This window comes from Streptomyces sp. NPDC030296 (assembly GCF_055572815.1).
Genome location: NZ_JBVICQ010000006.1, coordinates 534,892 through 548,987 on the forward strand (window position 1 = coordinate 534,892; position 14,096 = coordinate 548,987).

Here is a 14,096-nt window from a genome sequence, read left to right on the forward strand (position 1 = left end):
CCCGGCGGACTTCCCGACGGATGTCGAATGCGGTGGCTCCCGATCGACGTGAGAGTGAACCAGTACTCCCACGACCCCAGGAGCACCCACCGTGACCGTGACCGCGGATATGGCCATCTCCCTCGACGGCTACGTCGCCGGCACCGACGTCCGTCTCGACAACCCGGCCGGCGACGGCGCCGAGCCCCTGTTCGAGTGGATCCACGACCTGGCGAGCTGGCGGGAGCGCCAGGGCATGACCGGCGGCCGGGAGAACCGTGACTCCGAGCTGATGCGGGAGTGGTTCGACGCCACCGGGGCGGTCGTGATGGGCCGGATGATGTACGACACGGGCGAGGAGTTCTGGGGCGACAACCCGCCGTTCCGAACGCCGGTGTTCGTGCTCACCCACCGCCCCCGGCCGACCCTGGTGAAGGAGGGCGGCACCACCTTCACTTTCGTCACCGACGGCCTCCACAGCGCCCTCGACCGGGCCAGGGCCGCGGCCGGGGACCGCAACGTCGACATCGCGGGCGGCGCGGACACCGTACGGCAGTGCCTCAGGGAGGGGCTCATCGACGAACTCCAGCTCCACGTGGTGCCCGTCCTCCTCGGCGACGGCCTGCGCCTCTTCGGGGACCTGGGCGCCGTACGACGGGACCTCCGCCCCCTCCGCGTCGTCGACACCCCGCTCGCCACGCACCTTAAGTACCGCGTCCTGAGGTGACCAGGTCGCCCCGGTCGTCACCCGACCGTGCTACCGGTCGTCGCCCGACCGTGCTCCCCGCTCGTCAGGCGACCGTGCTGCGGCCCACCACCGTGCCCGCCCGGTCGACGCAGATGACGTCGACGGCGACCGGTGCCCCGCGCAGGACCGCCAGGGCCTCGTCGCGGGCCGCCGTCGCCACCAGGTCGCCCAGCGGTACGCCGACCGCCGCGCACAGCTGGAGCGCGGCGAGCCCGGTGTTGGCGGCGGCCACCTCCGCGGCCAGCGTCTCGTCGGCGCCGCCCCGCCGGGCCAGCTCGGCGAGGAGGCCCTGGTCGACCTGGGAGCGGCCGGAGTGCAGGTCGAGGTGGCCGGCGGCGAGCTTCGAGAGCTTGGCGAAGCCGCCGCAGATCGTCAGGCGGTCGACCGGGTGGCGGCGGATGTACTTGAGGACCGCGCCCGCGAAGTCGCCCATGTCCAGCAGCGCGTCCTCAGGAAGCCCGTACTCGGCGACGACCGTCCGCTCCGACGTGGACCCCGTGCACCCGGCGACATGCGTACGGCCCGCCGCCCGCGCCACGTCCACGCCCCGGCGGATGGAGTCGATCCACGCGGAGCAGGAGTACGGGACCACGATCCCGGTGGTGCCGAGGATGGACAGACCGCCGAGGATGCCGAGCCGGGGGTTCCAGGTGGAGCGGGCGATCTCCTCGCCGTGGTCGACGGAGACGGTGATCTCGACGTCGCCGCTGCCGCCGTACCGCTGCGCGACCTCGGCGACGTGCTCGCGCATCATCCGGCGGGGGACGGGGTTCACGGCCGGTTCGCCGACGGGCAGGGGCAGACCGGGGCGGGTGACCGTGCCGACGCCGGGGCCGGCTCTGAAGACGACCCCGGCCCCGGCGGGCAGCCGCCGGACCGTGGCCCGGACCAGCGCCCCGTGGGTGACGTCCGGGTCGTCGCCCGCGTCCTTCACGACGCCCGCCATGGCGTACGCGTCCGTCAGCTCCTCGGCGGCGAGCGCGAACGACGGGGTCTGCCCCTTCGGCAGGGTGATCGTCACCGGGTCGGGGAACTCCCCGGTCAGCAGTGCGGTGTACGCGGCCGTCGTCGCCGCCGTCGCGCAGGCACCGGTGGTCCAGCCGGGCCGCAGCCCGGTGTGCTTGAGTTGGGCCGCGCGACCGCCCTTCGCCGTACCGGCCGGCCCATCGCCGCGCTGCTCGTCACTGCTGTTCATGAACGGACCGGACCCCCATGCACGTACTGATACTCGGCGGAACCACGGAGGCCCGCCGCCTCGCCGAACTCCTCCACGGCACGCCCGGCCTGACCCTGACCAGCTCCCTCGCCGGACGGGTCGCCGGCCCACGGCTGCCCCCGGGCGAGGTCCGCGTCGGCGGCTTCGGCGGAGCCGAGGGCCTCACCGCGTGGCTGCGGGAGCACCGGGTGGACGCGCTCATCGACGCCACCCACCCTTTCGCCGGGACCATGAGTTTCCACGCGGCGACGGCCGCCGCCGACACCCATGTTCCCCTGCTCGCCCTGCGCCGCCCCGGCTGGGTACCGGCGGACGGCGACGACTGGCACGAGGCCGCGTCCCTGGCGGACGCCGCGACCCTGCTGCCCGCACTCGGCCGGCGGGTGTTCCTCACCACCGGGCGCCTGGGCCTGGGCGCCTTCGCCGGCCTCGACCAGCTGTGGTTCCTCGTACGGTCCGTGGAACCGCCCGAGGCTCCGCACCCGGCCCGTATGGAGGTCCTCCTCGACCGGGGGCCCTTCACCCTCGACGGGGAGCGCGCGCTGCTGCGCCGCCACCGCGTCGACGTGCTCGTGACGAAGGACAGCGGGGGAGCGGTCACCGCACCGAAGCTCACCGCCGCGCGCGAGGCCGGCCTGCCCGTGGTCGTGGTCCGCAGGCCCCCGGTGCCCGAGGGCGTCCCCGTGGCGACGGACCCCGAGACCGCGGTCCGCTGGGTCGAGGAACACCTGACGGGCCGCTGACCGGGGGGCGGCACGGCCGAGGCCACCACGGCCCCCACGCAGCCCGTGCCCTCCACGCAGCCCGTGCCCTCGGCGCCGGCGGTGCCCTCCGTCACGTTCGCGGCGGGGCCACCCCGGGCCCCCTCACTCCTCCTCGCTCGCGAGCGCGTTGAGCGCGGCGGCGGCGATGGCGCTGCCGCCCCGCCGGCCGCGTACGACGAGGTACTCCAGCCCCGAGGCGTTCGCGGCCAGCGCGTCCTTGGACTCGGCGGCGCCGACGAAGCCGACCGGGACGCCGATGACGGCGGCGGGCCGGGGCGCGCCCTCCTCGATCATTTCCAGGAGGCGGAACAGGGCGGTCGGCGCGTTGCCGACGGCGACGACCGAGCCCTCCAGCCGGTCCCGCCACAGTTCGAGCGCGGCGGCACTGCGCGTGGTGCCGAGTTTCGCCGCCAGCTCGGGGACGGCGGGGTCGGCGAGCGTGCACACCACGTCATTGCCGGCGGGCAGCCGCTCGCGGGTCACTCCGCTGGCCACCATCCGGACGTCGGTGAACACGGGCGCCCCGGCGCGCAGCGCTTCGCGGGCGCGGGCCACCACGCCCGGCGAGTACGCCAGGTCCCGCACGAGGTCGACCATGCCGCAGGCGTGGATCATCCGGACGGCGACCTGGCTCACGTCGGCGGGCAGGGCCGCGAGGTCGGCCTCCGCGCGGATGGTGGCGAAGGACTGGCGGTAGATCTCCGCCCCGTCCTTCTCGTAGTCGTACGTGGTCACGGTGTGGTTCTCGCTGCCTTCGGTCGTCCTGCGGGCGACGGCGCCGGGGTCCGGGCCGCGGGCACTTCCGGCCGGGCCGGGGCGCCGGACGGCGAGCATATCCACGGCCGCCGCGACGTCCCGCACTCGGGCGGTGACCCTCAGGCGTGCCCCTTTCTCGCGCCTCACCCGCGCATCGCACGTGGCTCTGCCACGCTGACGGACATGACGGTGCAGAGATCCCCCCGGTTCGCGCAGTTCACCCGGCCCGACGACGTCACCCCGAGCCTGCGGAAGGAACTCACCGACTGCTGGGAGGTCGTGGCCAACGCGGGCGGCGCGGTGCTCGCCACGGAGTTCCCGCCGCTGCCGGTGAGCACGCACGACGTCGCGCCCGTCGTCGACGGCCTCGTCGGCACCCTGCATCCGGGGCGCGGCAGGCTCCTCGTCGCCACCCTCGGCGGCTCGCTCGCCGGCTGGCTGGTCCTCCGCCGCGAACCGCACCCGCTCGGCGCGCACTGCGGCACGGTCAACCACGTCCAGACCCATCCCCGCTTCCGGGGCCTCGGCATCGGCGCCGGGCTGATGCGCCGCGTCCATGACATCGCACGGGACGAGATGGGCCTGGAGCGCCTGCAACTCTCCACCCGCGGCGGGGTGGGGCTGGAGGACTTCTACCGCAAGGTGGGCTGGGAGGAGGTCGGCCGCTGGCCCGGCGCGCTGCGCATCGCGCCCGGCGACGACAGGGACGCGATCCTGATGAGCCTCGTCCTGTGAACCTCGTCCTGTGAACCCCTCGCCCTTCTGACGGGTCCCCGCCGATCGCCTCCTCAGCGGCACCGGACACCCCGGCCGCCCGGTGCGCGACATGGCGTTCCGGGGACTGACGTTCGCCCACGCGACCTGGCTGGCGCCCAACGAGCCGGCCGACTTCGTCGCCGCGTGGAGCATGTACATGAGGCCCGGCCGCGGGGCGGGCGGGGGCACCGGCCGGCGTCCCGCCTGCCGGTGGGCGTCCCACATCGGCGGCCACCGGGCCCACTTGCCACCTTGGCCGCCCCGGGTCGGCCGCCACCGGTTGCCGCTCCGCGTCGGCCGCCACCGGTCGGTGTGCCGCCTCGGCTGCGCGAGGCCGGTCAGGCCAGTGGGTCGTGGCCCCAGTTCATGAGCGAGTACCTCCATCGGGTGTCCCTCGGGTCACCCGAGGGCCGTTGGGCGAGGTGGCGCCGGATGTAGCCGACGACCTTTCGCATGTGCCGGTAGTCGTCGTCCGAGAGGTCGCCCTTCGCCGTGCGCAGGATGCCCACGATCCGGCGCCCCGAGGCGTGGCCCGTGGACTCGCCGCCGTCCTTGTGCTGTCCGGCGCCGCGCGACTCCTCCGAAGCCAGCCACTCCTCCAGCTCGGCCGGCCTCATGTTGACCAGCTCGCGGAACTCGTCCCAGGTCTCCTTGCGCTCGGTGCCCTCCACGCGGCGTCACTTCTTCCTCAGCGCGGACGGCTTGTGCACCGCGGAGCGGCCGGACTTCTCGCTGCGGACCTGGTACTGCGGGTCCTCGGGCGAGGCGTCCACCGTCCTGCCCGCCGCTTCCGTCCGCTCGGTGATCTCCTTCTCCACCTCGCCCTCGACCTGGCCGCCGTGACTGCTCCAGGCGACCTTGTCGCCCTCCTCCAGCCTCCTGCCCTTGCCCCGGTCATTCGCCATGGTCGGCCTCCTTCCCCCGCCCCGTGGACAGTGGCCCCCCGATCTCCAGCGTGCGGGCATCTCGTCCACGTCGCAGCTCCGACAGCCACCCCGCCCCGGAAGGGTCCCCTCAGAACGCCGCCCGGATGATCCCCACCGTGCGTTCCAGGTGCGGCTCCGCGCGGTCGGCGCGGTGGGCGACGGCCAGCTCCACACGCGCGTCCGCCCCGGTCAGCGGCAGGTACGCGACACCGTCGAGCGCCAGCGCGGTCACCGGTTCGGGCACCACCGCCACCCCGAGGCCCCCGGCCACCAGCGTGACCAGTGTCGACGTCTCGCCGACCTCGTGCCGGACGTGCGGCTCCACCCCGGCGCCGCGCAGGAGGGTCATCACGACGTCGTACATCACCGACCGGCGGTCGGCGGAGTGCACGATCAGGTCGGTCCCGGCCAGGTCCGCCACGCGTAGCCGCTTCCGGCGGGCGAGTGGATGGTCGACCGGCACGGCGACGACGAGCCGGTCCCGGCGCAGGGCGTGCACGGTGAGCGAGGGATCGGCCGACGGAGGGCGCAGCAGCGCGACATCGATCGCGCCGGTGCGCAGCGCCTCCACCTGGTCGGGTGCGAGCATCTCGCCGCGGAAGGAGAAGTCGACACCGGGCAGCGCCTCCGACAGCCGTCGCGAGAGCGCGGGCAGGAGGCTGTACGTCGCCGAGCCCACGCACCCGATCGCGAGGTGCCCCACCGTGCCGGCGGCGACGCGCCGGGCGTGATGGCCGGCCTCGTCGACGTCGGCGAGGATCGCCCGGGCCCGCGCGAGATAGGCGCGTCCCGCCTCGGTGAGGTCCACCCGGCGCGTGGTGCGGCGGAGCAGCTCGACGCCCAGTTCGGCCTCCAGCTGCCGGATCTGCTGGGAGAGCGGCGGCTGGGCCATGTGCAGCCGCTCGGCGGCCCGCCCGAAGTGACGCTCCTCGGCCACCGCCACGAAGTACCTCAGGTGCCGCAGATCCATACGCCATCCATATGTCGTCCATATCAATCGGGTCGAATATGAGTACTTCAGAATATCGCGGGCCTGGATTAGCGTCGCTCCCATGAGTGCTTTCATCTACGCCGCGACGCGGACGCCGTTCGGCCGCTTCAACGGCGCGCTGGCCGGTGTCCGCCCCGACGACCTCGCCGCCGCCGCGATCACCTCGACGCTCGCGACGGTGCCCGGGCTCGACCCGGCCGCGATCGACGACGTGGTGTGGGGCAACGCCAACGGCGCCGGCGAGGAGAACCGCAACGTCGGCCGGATGGCCGCGCTGCTCGCCGGGCTCCCGGTGAGCGTGCCCGGCAGCACGGTCAACCGGCTGTGCGGATCCAGCCTCGACGCGGCGATGACGGCCAGCCGGCTGATCGAGTCCGGCGACGCCGAGGTGGTGCTGACCGGCGGCGTGGAGTCGATGACGCGGGCCCCGTGGGTGCTGCCCAAGCCGGCGAAGGGGTTCCCGGCCGGCGACGTCACCGCGGTCTCCACGACGCTCGGCTGGCGGCTGGTCAACCCGCGCATGCCGAAGGAGTGGACGGTCAGCCTCGGCGAGGCCAACGAGCGGCTCCGGGAGCGCTTCGGCATCACCCGTGAACGGCAGGACGAGTTCGCCGCCCGCTCCCACCGACTCGCTCACGCCGCGTGGGAGTCGGGCTTCTACGACGACCTGGTGGCGCCGGTCGAGGGCGTCGACCTCACCCGTGACGAGGGCATCCGCGCCGGATCCACGCCGGAGGTGCTCGCCGGGCTGAAGCCGGTGTTCCGCGCCCCGGAGCAGGGCGGCACCATCACCGCGGGCAACGCGAGCCCCCTCAACGACGGCGCCTCCGCGGTGCTGCTGGGCAGCGAGGGGGCCGCGGCGGCGATCGGGGCCGACCCGGTCGCCCGGATCGCCGGGCGCGGGGTGATGGCGCTGGAGCCGCAGGACTTCGGCTACGCGCCGGTCGAGGCGGCGAACCGCGCGCTGGCCCGGGCCGGGATCGGCTGGGACCAGGTGGGCGCGGTCGAGATCAACGAGGCGTTCGCCGTGCAGTCCCTCGCCTGTCTCGACGCGTGGAAGGTCGACCCCGCCCTCGTCAACCAGAAGGGCGGAGCCATCGCGATCGGCCACCCCCTGGGCGCCTCGGGCGGCCGGGTCCTCGGCACGCTGGCCAAGGTGCTGCGGGAGACGAGGCAGCGCTACGGCGTCGCCGCGATCTGCATCGGGGTCGGCCAGGGCCTGGCCGTCGTCCTGGAGAACTGCGATGTGACAGGGGTGGACGCATGAGCAGGGCGGAGATCCTGGGGAGCGCCGACGAGGCGGTCGCCGGCATCGAGGACGGGTCCACCGTGCTCGTGGGGGGCTTCGGCCTGGCGGGCATGCCGTTCGACCTGATCGACGCGCTCATCCGGCAGGGGGCGAAGGACCTCACCATCGTGTCCAACAACGCCGGCAACGGCGATGTCGGGCTCGCCGCGCTCCTCGCCGCCGGCCGGGTGCGCAAGGTGCTCTGCTCCTTCCCGCGCCAGGTCGACTCCTGGGTCTTCGACGACCTCTACCGTGCCGGGAAGGTCGAACTGGAGGTCGTGCCGCAGGGCAATCTCGCCGAGCGGATGCGCGCGGCCGGGGCCGGCATCGGCGCGTTCTACTGCCCCACCGCGGTCGGCACGCCGCTCGCCGAGGGCAAGGAGGAGCGGGAGATCGACGGCCGGAAGTATCTGCTGGAGTACCCGATCAAGGGCGACTACGCGCTGATCAGCGCCCACCGCGCGGACACGATGGGCAACCTCGTCTACCGGAAGACGGCCCGCAACTTCGGACCGGTCATGGCCACGGCAGCGACGACGACCATCGTCCAGGTCGACCAGGTCGTCGAGGCCGGGCAGCTCGACCCCGAGGCCGTGGCCACCCCGTCCATCTACGTCGACCGGATCGTCCAGGTCGAGGCCCGTCACTACACCGTGCAGGGGGCGCGATGACCACCACACCGACGACCGGGTACGCGACCGCGGCGGGGAGCCCGGCGGGTGGCCGGGCGGACGCCGTGCCGCCGATGACCGCCGACCACCGGCTCTCGATGGACGAGTTGGCCGCCGTCATCGCACGCGACATCCCGGCGGGTGCCTTCGTCAACCTCGGGATCGGCCAGCCCACCAAGATCGCCGACCATCTGCCGGCCGACTCCGGGGTGGTGCTGCACACCGAGAACGGCATGCTCAACATGGGGCCGAAGGCCGAGGGCGACGCGGTCGACCCCGACCTGACCAACGCCGGGAAGGTCCCGGTGACCGAGCTGCCGGGCGCGGCGTACTTCCACCACGCCGACTCCTTCGCGATGATGCGCGGCGGCCACCTCGACGTGTGCGTCCTCGGGGCGTACCAGGTGGCGTTCGACGGCGACCTCGCCAACTGGCACACCGGTGAGCCCGACGCCATCCCCGCCGTCGGCGGCGCCATGGACCTCGCCATCGGCGCCAAGGACGTCTACGTGATGATGACGCTGTTCACGCGCTCCGGTGAGCCGAAGCTCGTGCCCCGCTGCACCTATCCGCTCACCGGCGTCGGCTGCGTCAGCCGCGTCTACACGGACTGCGGTGTCTTCGACGTCGGCCCCGACGGCGTACGGATCCGGCAGACGTACGGCGTCGGGGCCGACGAACTGGCGGAGCGCCTCGGCATCACGCTCCCTTAGCGAGAGATCACGCCCGCTCCTCCGTGCCGCGGGCCGCGACGGCGGTACGGAGGGGGAGCGCGACGAGCAGCGCGACCGCGACGAGAACTCCGCTCGCCCACAGCGGCCCGAGGGCCCCGGCCCGGGTGCCGAGGGTGGTCGCGGCGACGACGGGACCGGCGGCGGCGCCGATGTTGAGCGCCGCCGTCGCGTACGAGCCGGCCATGGTGGGTGCTCCCGCCGCCTCGTGGAGGACCCGTGCGATCAGCGTGCCGCCCAGCGCGAACGACAGGGCGCCCTGCACGCACACGAGGACCAGCAGCGCGACCGGCTCGTCCGCGAGCAGCGCCAGGGCCGGCCAGCCGAGGAGCAGCAACGGTCCGCCGACCGCGAGGACTTCGACCGGGCGCCGGTCGGACAGCCGGCCGGCGACGCCCACGCCCATGAAGCCGCCGCTCGACATGCCCCGCACGCTACGCGACCCGAGCGGAGCCCGGCAGCCGCATTTCTGTCCGCCCCGGCCCGTGTGCGACCTGGTGATGACCTCCTTCCGCCACTCGGCGGGGGTCGACCCGACGGGTGCCGGATGGGCGTGCGGAGGCAGGTCTTCCAGGCTGGAGGCATGACACACCGTGCGCGGCACGAGGAGCCCGACACCCCCCTCGCGTCAGCGGCCGACGTACCCGGCCGTGATGTCGTCCCCCGCCGGGGCGACTTCCTGGAGTTCCTCGGACTGATGCTGGCGGTGGGCGCCCTCGTCCTGGTCGTTCTCCACCCCGAGGTCCCCGATGCGCTGGTACGCGCCCTCGCCACGGGAACGGCCGGACTCGTCCGCTGAGCCGGCACATGAGCACCCCCGGTCCGCAACGGACCGCCGAGGAAAGGAACCCGGTGAACACGGCATCCGCTCCGACGACGGAGGAGTCCACCGAGACGTCCCTGTCCGCCCGGGAGACGGTCAGGGCGCTGTACGCGTATGTCCGGCCCCACCGGTGGGCCGTCGTCCTCGGCCTGCTGTGCGCCCTGGTCGGGGCCGCCGGGGCGCTGTCGCAGCCGTTGGCCACGAAGGCGCTGGTGGACCGGATGTCCTCCGGTGGGACGATCACCGGGATACTGATCGGGCTCACCGTGCTGGTGGTGGTGGGCACGGCGGTCGAGGCGTTCGGCGCGTACACGCTGGAACGGGCGGCGGAGTCGGTGGTCCTGGCCGCTCGACGCACCGTGGTGGGGCGGCTGTTGCGGCTGCGGATCGCGGAGTTCGAGCGGATCCCGCCGGGTGATCTGATGTCCCGCGTCACCTCGGACACGACGCTGCTGCGGGCGGTCAGCACGCAGGCGGTCGTCTCCGCGGCCACGGGCGCGGTCGCGTTCGTCGCGGCGATCGTGATGATGGCGTTCCTCGACGTCGTGCTGCTGGGTGTGACGCTCGGCGTGGTCGTGCTGGTCGGCGGGGCCGTCGCGCTGGTGATGCCGCGGATCGCGCGGGCCACCGAACGGTCGCAGCGGGCGGTCGGGGACATCTCCGTCGCGTTGGAGCGGGCCTTCGGGGCGTTCCGTACGGTGAAGGCGTCCGGCGCCGAGGGCCGGGAGACCGCCCGCGTGGAGGCGGCGGCGCGGCGGGCCTGGCGGCACGGCGTGAAGGGCGCGAAGTGGGAGGCCGCGGCGGGCTCGGCCGACGAACTCGCCGTCCAGCTGGCCTTCCTCACGGTACTCGCGGTCGGTGGGGCGCGCGTGGCGTCCGGGCAGATCCCGGTCTCCACCCTCATCGCCTTCCTGCTGTACCTCTTCTATCTGATGGAGCCGGTGTCCCGGCTGGTCGACGCCGCGTCCTCCTACCAGGAGGGAGCGGCGGCCATCTCCCGGATCGCGGCCGTGGAACGTCTGGCGACGGAGCCGGTCATCGGGCGGCAGGACACCCCGCCCCGGCGGGAGGCGGCGGTGCCGGGCCCGGCGTCGGTCCGCTTCGAGGAGGTGTCCTTCCGTTTCCGGCCCGGTCTGCCCTACGTCCACCACCAGGTCAGCTTCGAGGTGCCGGCCGCCGGGACGACGGCCTTCGTCGGTCCCTCCGGTGCGGGCAAGTCGACGGTGTTCGCGCTCATCGAGCGGTTCCACGAGGTCACCGGCGGCCGGGTCCTCGTCGACGGCGAGGACGTACGGCACTGGTCGCTGCCCCGGCTGCGGGCCGCGATCGGCTATGTCGAGCAGGACGCCCCGGTGCTGGCCGGCACGCTCCGCGAGAACCTGGTCTTCGCGGCGCCCGGCGCGAGCGACGACGACATCCGCGACGTCCTGGCCCGCACGAAGCTCGACACCCTCGTCGAGCGCCTGCCCTACGGCCTGGACACCCCGGTCGGACACCGCGGCTCCAAGCTGTCCGGCGGTGAGCGGCAGCGCGTCGCCGTCGCCCGCGCCCTGCTGCGCAGGCCCCGCCTGCTGCTCCTGGACGAGGCGACCTCACAGCTCGACGCCGTCAACGAGCTGGCGCTGCGGGACGTCCTCACGGAAGTGGCCCGCGAAACCACCGTGCTGGTGGTGGCCCACCGCCTGTCGACGGTGACGGAGGCCGAGCGGATCGTCGTGATGGAGGCCGGACGGGTCCGCGCCGTCGGCACCCACGAGGAACTGGTGACCGAGGACGAGCTGTACGCGCGGCTGGCCGCCACGCAGCTCCTGGCCCCCACCGGAGCGGCCGACGCGTGAGCTGAGGTACGCCGGCCGCCGCACGGCCGAGTGACGCGAGGCCGGTGACGCCGTGAGCGCCGTAGCCCCCGGCGACCTGGTCGTCGTGCCGCCGTCGGTCAGGCCTGGGAGGGCTCCGCTTGCGTGGGCCGGGGCAGTCGGCCGAGGCCCCGGTCGAAGCGACGCAGAAGGAGTACGGCGGTGGTGGCGAGGCCGGTGAGGAGGCCGAGCCAGATCCCGAGGGTGTCCAGCCCCACGGCGAAACCGAGCAGGGCAGCGGCGGGCAGGCCCACGAGCCAGTAGCCGACGAGGGTGACGCGGAAACCGCCCTTGGTGTCGTCGAGGCCGCGCAGCAGGCCCACGCCGATGTTCTGCGCGCAGTCGAAGAACTGCAGCACCGCCGCGACCAGCAGCAGTTGGGTGGCGATGTCGACCGCCCTGGTGTCACCGGTGTCGAAGAACGGCGCGAGCACCAGGCCGGGCGCGGTCACGTACACCAGTCCGACCACGGCCATCACCGCCGCCGCGCAGGCCAGGGCGGTGGCCTTCAGCCGCTGGGCGGCGGCCAGGTTGTGCAGCGCCAGCTCCCGGCTGACGCCGATGGACGCGGCGTGGGAGAGGCCGACGGCGATCTGGAAGACGATGTAGACGAGCTGGTTGACGGCGGTGTGCGCGGCCAGCGCCGCCGTGCCGAAGCTGCCCGCGAACAGGGCGACGACGAAGAAGAAGCCCGCCTCGGAGCCGTAGGTGGCGGCGATCGGCGTACCGAGTCCGGTCAGCCGGCGCAGTGTGGCGGGGCGGGTCTTCCAGACGCTGAGGGACAGGACGGGAGCCAGCCGGGGGTCGCGCCGGGCGGACAGGTACAGGGCCAGGCAGGACAGCGCGTACACCAGGCTGGTGGCCAGGCCGATGCCGGGCAGGCCCAGCTCCGGGAGGATCCAGGTGCCGTGGATGAAGGCCCAGTTGAGGCCGGCGTTGACGGCGATCGAGACGAGGGTGATGCGCAGCAGGGCCTGCGGGCGGCGCATGCCGACGGTGAACTGGCGTATCGCCTGGAACCACAGGCAGGGGATCAGGCCGGGCGCCATCGTGTAGAGGACGGGCTTCGCGGCGTCGACCACCTCGGGGTCCTGGCCCAGCCAGATCACGGCGTGCCCGATGAGCACCATCAGCACGGCGCCGACGACCCCCACGAGGGTCGAGAGGAGCAGGCTCGCCCGGACCAGGTCCCGGACCTCGTCCTGGGCGACCTCCGGCGCGTCGGCCGACTCCGCCCGCGCGTCGGCCGCCGCGACCTGGTTGCCGACGGCGGTGACCATGCCGACGCCCATGGTGCGCAACTGGTTGAAGATCACCATGGCGAGGCCGCCCGCCGCGAGGGCCTCGGTGCCGATCAGGCCCATCATGATGGTGTCGGTGGTGGTGAGGGCGACCTGCGCGAGCTGGGTGAGCGCCAGCGGCACGGCCAGCGTGGCGAGGGCGCGGCTGTCGCCGAGGAGGCGGGCGAGGGCGGGCGGCATCGACTTCCGTTCCTGAGGTGGGGGGACGCTGACGACGGGACGAACTACCCCTGGACGTCCGGCGCGACGCGGCGGAGCTTGGCGAGCAGCTCGTCCACCTCGCGTTCGGTGTCGGGGGAGAGCAGGTCCCGGGCGCCCATCCAGTCGTCGTCGAAGACCGTGTCCAGGTACTTCTCCCCGCCGTCGTTGATCAGGGCGACCATAGTCGTCCCCGGCGCGAGGGACGTCATCCGGGTCAGGGCCTCGTACACCACTCCGCCGGCCGAGCCGCCGAGCATGAGCCCGGTGCGGCGGGCCACCGCGCGGGCCGTGGCGAACGCCTCGACGTCACCGACCTTCGCGCCCTCGTCCAGCAGGCTGTAGTCCACCATGGCGCCGATCGTCGCGCCCTCCGGTGTGCCGGTGCCCGACTGGTGGTAGTCGTGCGCGGGCGGCCCGAAGGCGATGGACCCCTTGGGCTCGACCCCCACGATCCGCACGTCCGGCACGGTCGCGCGCAGCGCGCCCCCGGTCCCGAACAGCCCGCCTCCGGTGCCGACGGCGCCGATCAGGATGTCGATACGGCCGTCCAGCGCGGCGTCCAGCTCCCGGGCCACCGGGTGGTAACCGACGCCGTTGGCCATGTTGTTGTGCTGCTCGGTGAAGTACGCGTTGTCCGACTCGGCGGCCATCCGCTCCGCCAGCTCCTCGCGCGCGGCCGTGGCGAGGTCCTCGTCGCCCTCGGCGGCCACGTAGACCAGTTCGGCGCCCATGGCCTTCATGGCGCGCAGCTTGTCCTTGGACGCGTGGTGGTCGACGACCGCGGTGAACGTGTAGCCGCGCTCGGCGGCGACCACGGCGAGCCCGAGCCCGGTGTTGCCGGAGGTGGACTCGATGATCCGCCCGCCGGGGCGCAGCAGCCCGCGCTCCTCGGCGTCGACGACCATCTGCCGGGCCATGCGTATCTTCGCCGTCCCGGTCGGGTTGAACTGCTCCAGCTTCAGCAGCAGCCGGGCGTCGCTCTCCGTGCGGCACAGCTCGAACAGCGGTGTTGCGCCGATGAGTTCGGAGACCTGGCGGACGACGGGCGGACGGTGCAGGGGGTGGGGGTGGCTCATGGCGGGGAACTCC

15 protein-coding genes and 1 pseudogene are annotated in these 14,096 nt (G+C 73.6%); 8 read left to right on the forward strand and 8 right to left on the reverse strand.

Features of this window, described 5'->3' with window-relative positions; translation table 11 throughout:
• Window positions 1-91: 91 nt before the first annotated feature.
• Entirely contained in the window at window positions 92-706 is a 615-nt protein-coding gene (locus ACZ4Z3_RS20515; RefSeq protein WP_468502320.1) for a dihydrofolate reductase family protein, read from the forward strand.
• Between the two features lie 64 nt (window positions 707-770).
• Here the strand turns inward: ACZ4Z3_RS20515 and ACZ4Z3_RS20520 are convergent, their stop codons facing one another.
• A complete protein-coding gene (locus ACZ4Z3_RS20520; protein WP_468502321.1) occupies window positions 771-1,922 on the reverse strand; it encodes a cobalt-precorrin-5B (C(1))-methyltransferase in 1,152 nt (383 codons plus the stop codon).
• Window positions 1,923-1,939: 17 nt separating this feature from the next.
• Between ACZ4Z3_RS20520 and ACZ4Z3_RS20525 the strand changes: the two genes are divergently transcribed.
• Window positions 1,940-2,686 (forward strand): cobalt-precorrin-6A reductase, encoded by a 747-nt coding sequence (locus tag ACZ4Z3_RS20525; RefSeq protein ID WP_468502322.1) that lies wholly within the window; start codon window positions 1,940-1,942, stop codon window positions 2,684-2,686.
• A 123-nt stretch (window positions 2,687-2,809) separates the two neighbouring features.
• On the opposite strand, the gene ACZ4Z3_RS20530 is transcribed toward ACZ4Z3_RS20525, so the two are convergent.
• Window positions 2,810-3,442, reverse strand: coding sequence for a precorrin-8X methylmutase (locus tag ACZ4Z3_RS20530; protein ID WP_468502364.1), 633 nt, complete (start codon window positions 3,440-3,442; stop codon window positions 2,810-2,812).
• Between the two features lie 204 nt (window positions 3,443-3,646).
• Between ACZ4Z3_RS20530 and ACZ4Z3_RS20535 the strand changes: the two genes are divergently transcribed.
• Window positions 3,647-4,198, forward strand: coding sequence for a GNAT family N-acetyltransferase (locus tag ACZ4Z3_RS20535; protein ID WP_468502323.1), 552 nt, complete (start codon window positions 3,647-3,649; stop codon window positions 4,196-4,198).
• A gap of 359 nt (window positions 4,199-4,557) precedes the next feature.
• Here the strand turns inward: ACZ4Z3_RS20535 and ACZ4Z3_RS20540 are convergent, their stop codons facing one another.
• From ACZ4Z3_RS20540 to ACZ4Z3_RS20550, 3 genes are all read right to left on the reverse strand, one after another.
• Entirely contained in the window at window positions 4,558-4,890 is a 333-nt protein-coding gene (locus ACZ4Z3_RS20540; RefSeq protein WP_468502324.1) for a DUF3140 domain-containing protein, read from the reverse strand.
• 6 nt (window positions 4,891-4,896) lie between these two features.
• Window positions 4,897-5,124 (reverse strand): hypervirulence associated TUDOR domain-containing protein, encoded by a 228-nt coding sequence (locus tag ACZ4Z3_RS20545; RefSeq protein ID WP_468502325.1) that lies wholly within the window; start codon window positions 5,122-5,124, stop codon window positions 4,897-4,899.
• A gap of 109 nt (window positions 5,125-5,233) precedes the next feature.
• Window positions 5,234-6,115 (reverse strand): LysR substrate-binding domain-containing protein, encoded by an 882-nt coding sequence (locus ACZ4Z3_RS20550; protein WP_468502326.1) that lies wholly within the window; start codon window positions 6,113-6,115, stop codon window positions 5,234-5,236.
• Between the two features lie 82 nt (window positions 6,116-6,197).
• Between ACZ4Z3_RS20550 and ACZ4Z3_RS20555 the strand changes: the two genes are divergently transcribed.
• The 3 genes from ACZ4Z3_RS20555 (at window position 6,198) to ACZ4Z3_RS20565 (ending at window position 8,808) form a co-directional block, all read left to right on the forward strand.
• Window positions 6,198-7,403 (forward strand): thiolase family protein, encoded by a 1,206-nt coding sequence (locus ACZ4Z3_RS20555; RefSeq protein ID WP_468502327.1) that lies wholly within the window; start codon window positions 6,198-6,200, stop codon window positions 7,401-7,403.
• Window positions 7,400-8,095, forward strand: a complete 696-nt coding sequence (locus ACZ4Z3_RS20560; RefSeq protein ID WP_468502328.1) for a 3-oxoacid CoA-transferase subunit A — start codon at window positions 7,400-7,402, stop codon at window positions 8,093-8,095. Before ACZ4Z3_RS20555 ends, ACZ4Z3_RS20560 begins: the two co-directional genes overlap by 4 nt.
• A gap of 74 nt (window positions 8,096-8,169) precedes the next feature.
• A complete protein-coding gene (locus tag ACZ4Z3_RS20565; protein ID WP_468502365.1) occupies window positions 8,170-8,808 on the forward strand; it encodes a 3-oxoacid CoA-transferase subunit B in 639 nt (212 codons plus the stop codon).
• Window positions 8,809-8,815: 7 nt separating this feature from the next.
• On the opposite strand, the pseudogene ACZ4Z3_RS20570 reads toward ACZ4Z3_RS20565, so the two are convergent.
• Window positions 8,816-9,244 (reverse strand): annotated as a pseudogene (locus ACZ4Z3_RS20570) (MFS transporter); the annotation flags it as partial.
• A gap of 165 nt (window positions 9,245-9,409) precedes the next feature.
• Here ACZ4Z3_RS20570 and ACZ4Z3_RS20575 point away from each other — a divergent pair.
• Together ACZ4Z3_RS20575 and ACZ4Z3_RS20580 are read left to right on the forward strand one after the other, a co-directional pair.
• On the forward strand, window positions 9,410-9,625 hold the full coding sequence (locus ACZ4Z3_RS20575; RefSeq protein WP_468502329.1) for a hypothetical protein: 216 nt from the start codon (window positions 9,410-9,412) through the stop codon (window positions 9,623-9,625).
• A gap of 53 nt (window positions 9,626-9,678) precedes the next feature.
• Window positions 9,679-11,487, forward strand: a complete 1,809-nt coding sequence (locus ACZ4Z3_RS20580; RefSeq protein ID WP_468502330.1) for an ABC transporter ATP-binding protein — start codon at window positions 9,679-9,681, stop codon at window positions 11,485-11,487.
• A 98-nt stretch (window positions 11,488-11,585) separates the two neighbouring features.
• On the opposite strand, the gene ACZ4Z3_RS20585 is transcribed toward ACZ4Z3_RS20580, so the two are convergent.
• Together ACZ4Z3_RS20585 and ACZ4Z3_RS20590 are read right to left on the reverse strand one after the other, a co-directional pair.
• The gene (locus ACZ4Z3_RS20585) at window positions 11,586-12,986 is read right to left on the reverse strand and encodes an MATE family efflux transporter (RefSeq protein WP_468502331.1); all 1,401 of its coding nucleotides are present in this window, start codon (window positions 12,984-12,986) and stop codon (window positions 11,586-11,588) included.
• Between the two features lie 44 nt (window positions 12,987-13,030).
• Window positions 13,031-14,083 (reverse strand): cysteine synthase family protein, encoded by a 1,053-nt coding sequence (locus ACZ4Z3_RS20590; RefSeq protein WP_099967770.1) that lies wholly within the window; start codon window positions 14,081-14,083, stop codon window positions 13,031-13,033.
• Between the last annotated feature and the right edge of the window lie 13 nt (window positions 14,084-14,096).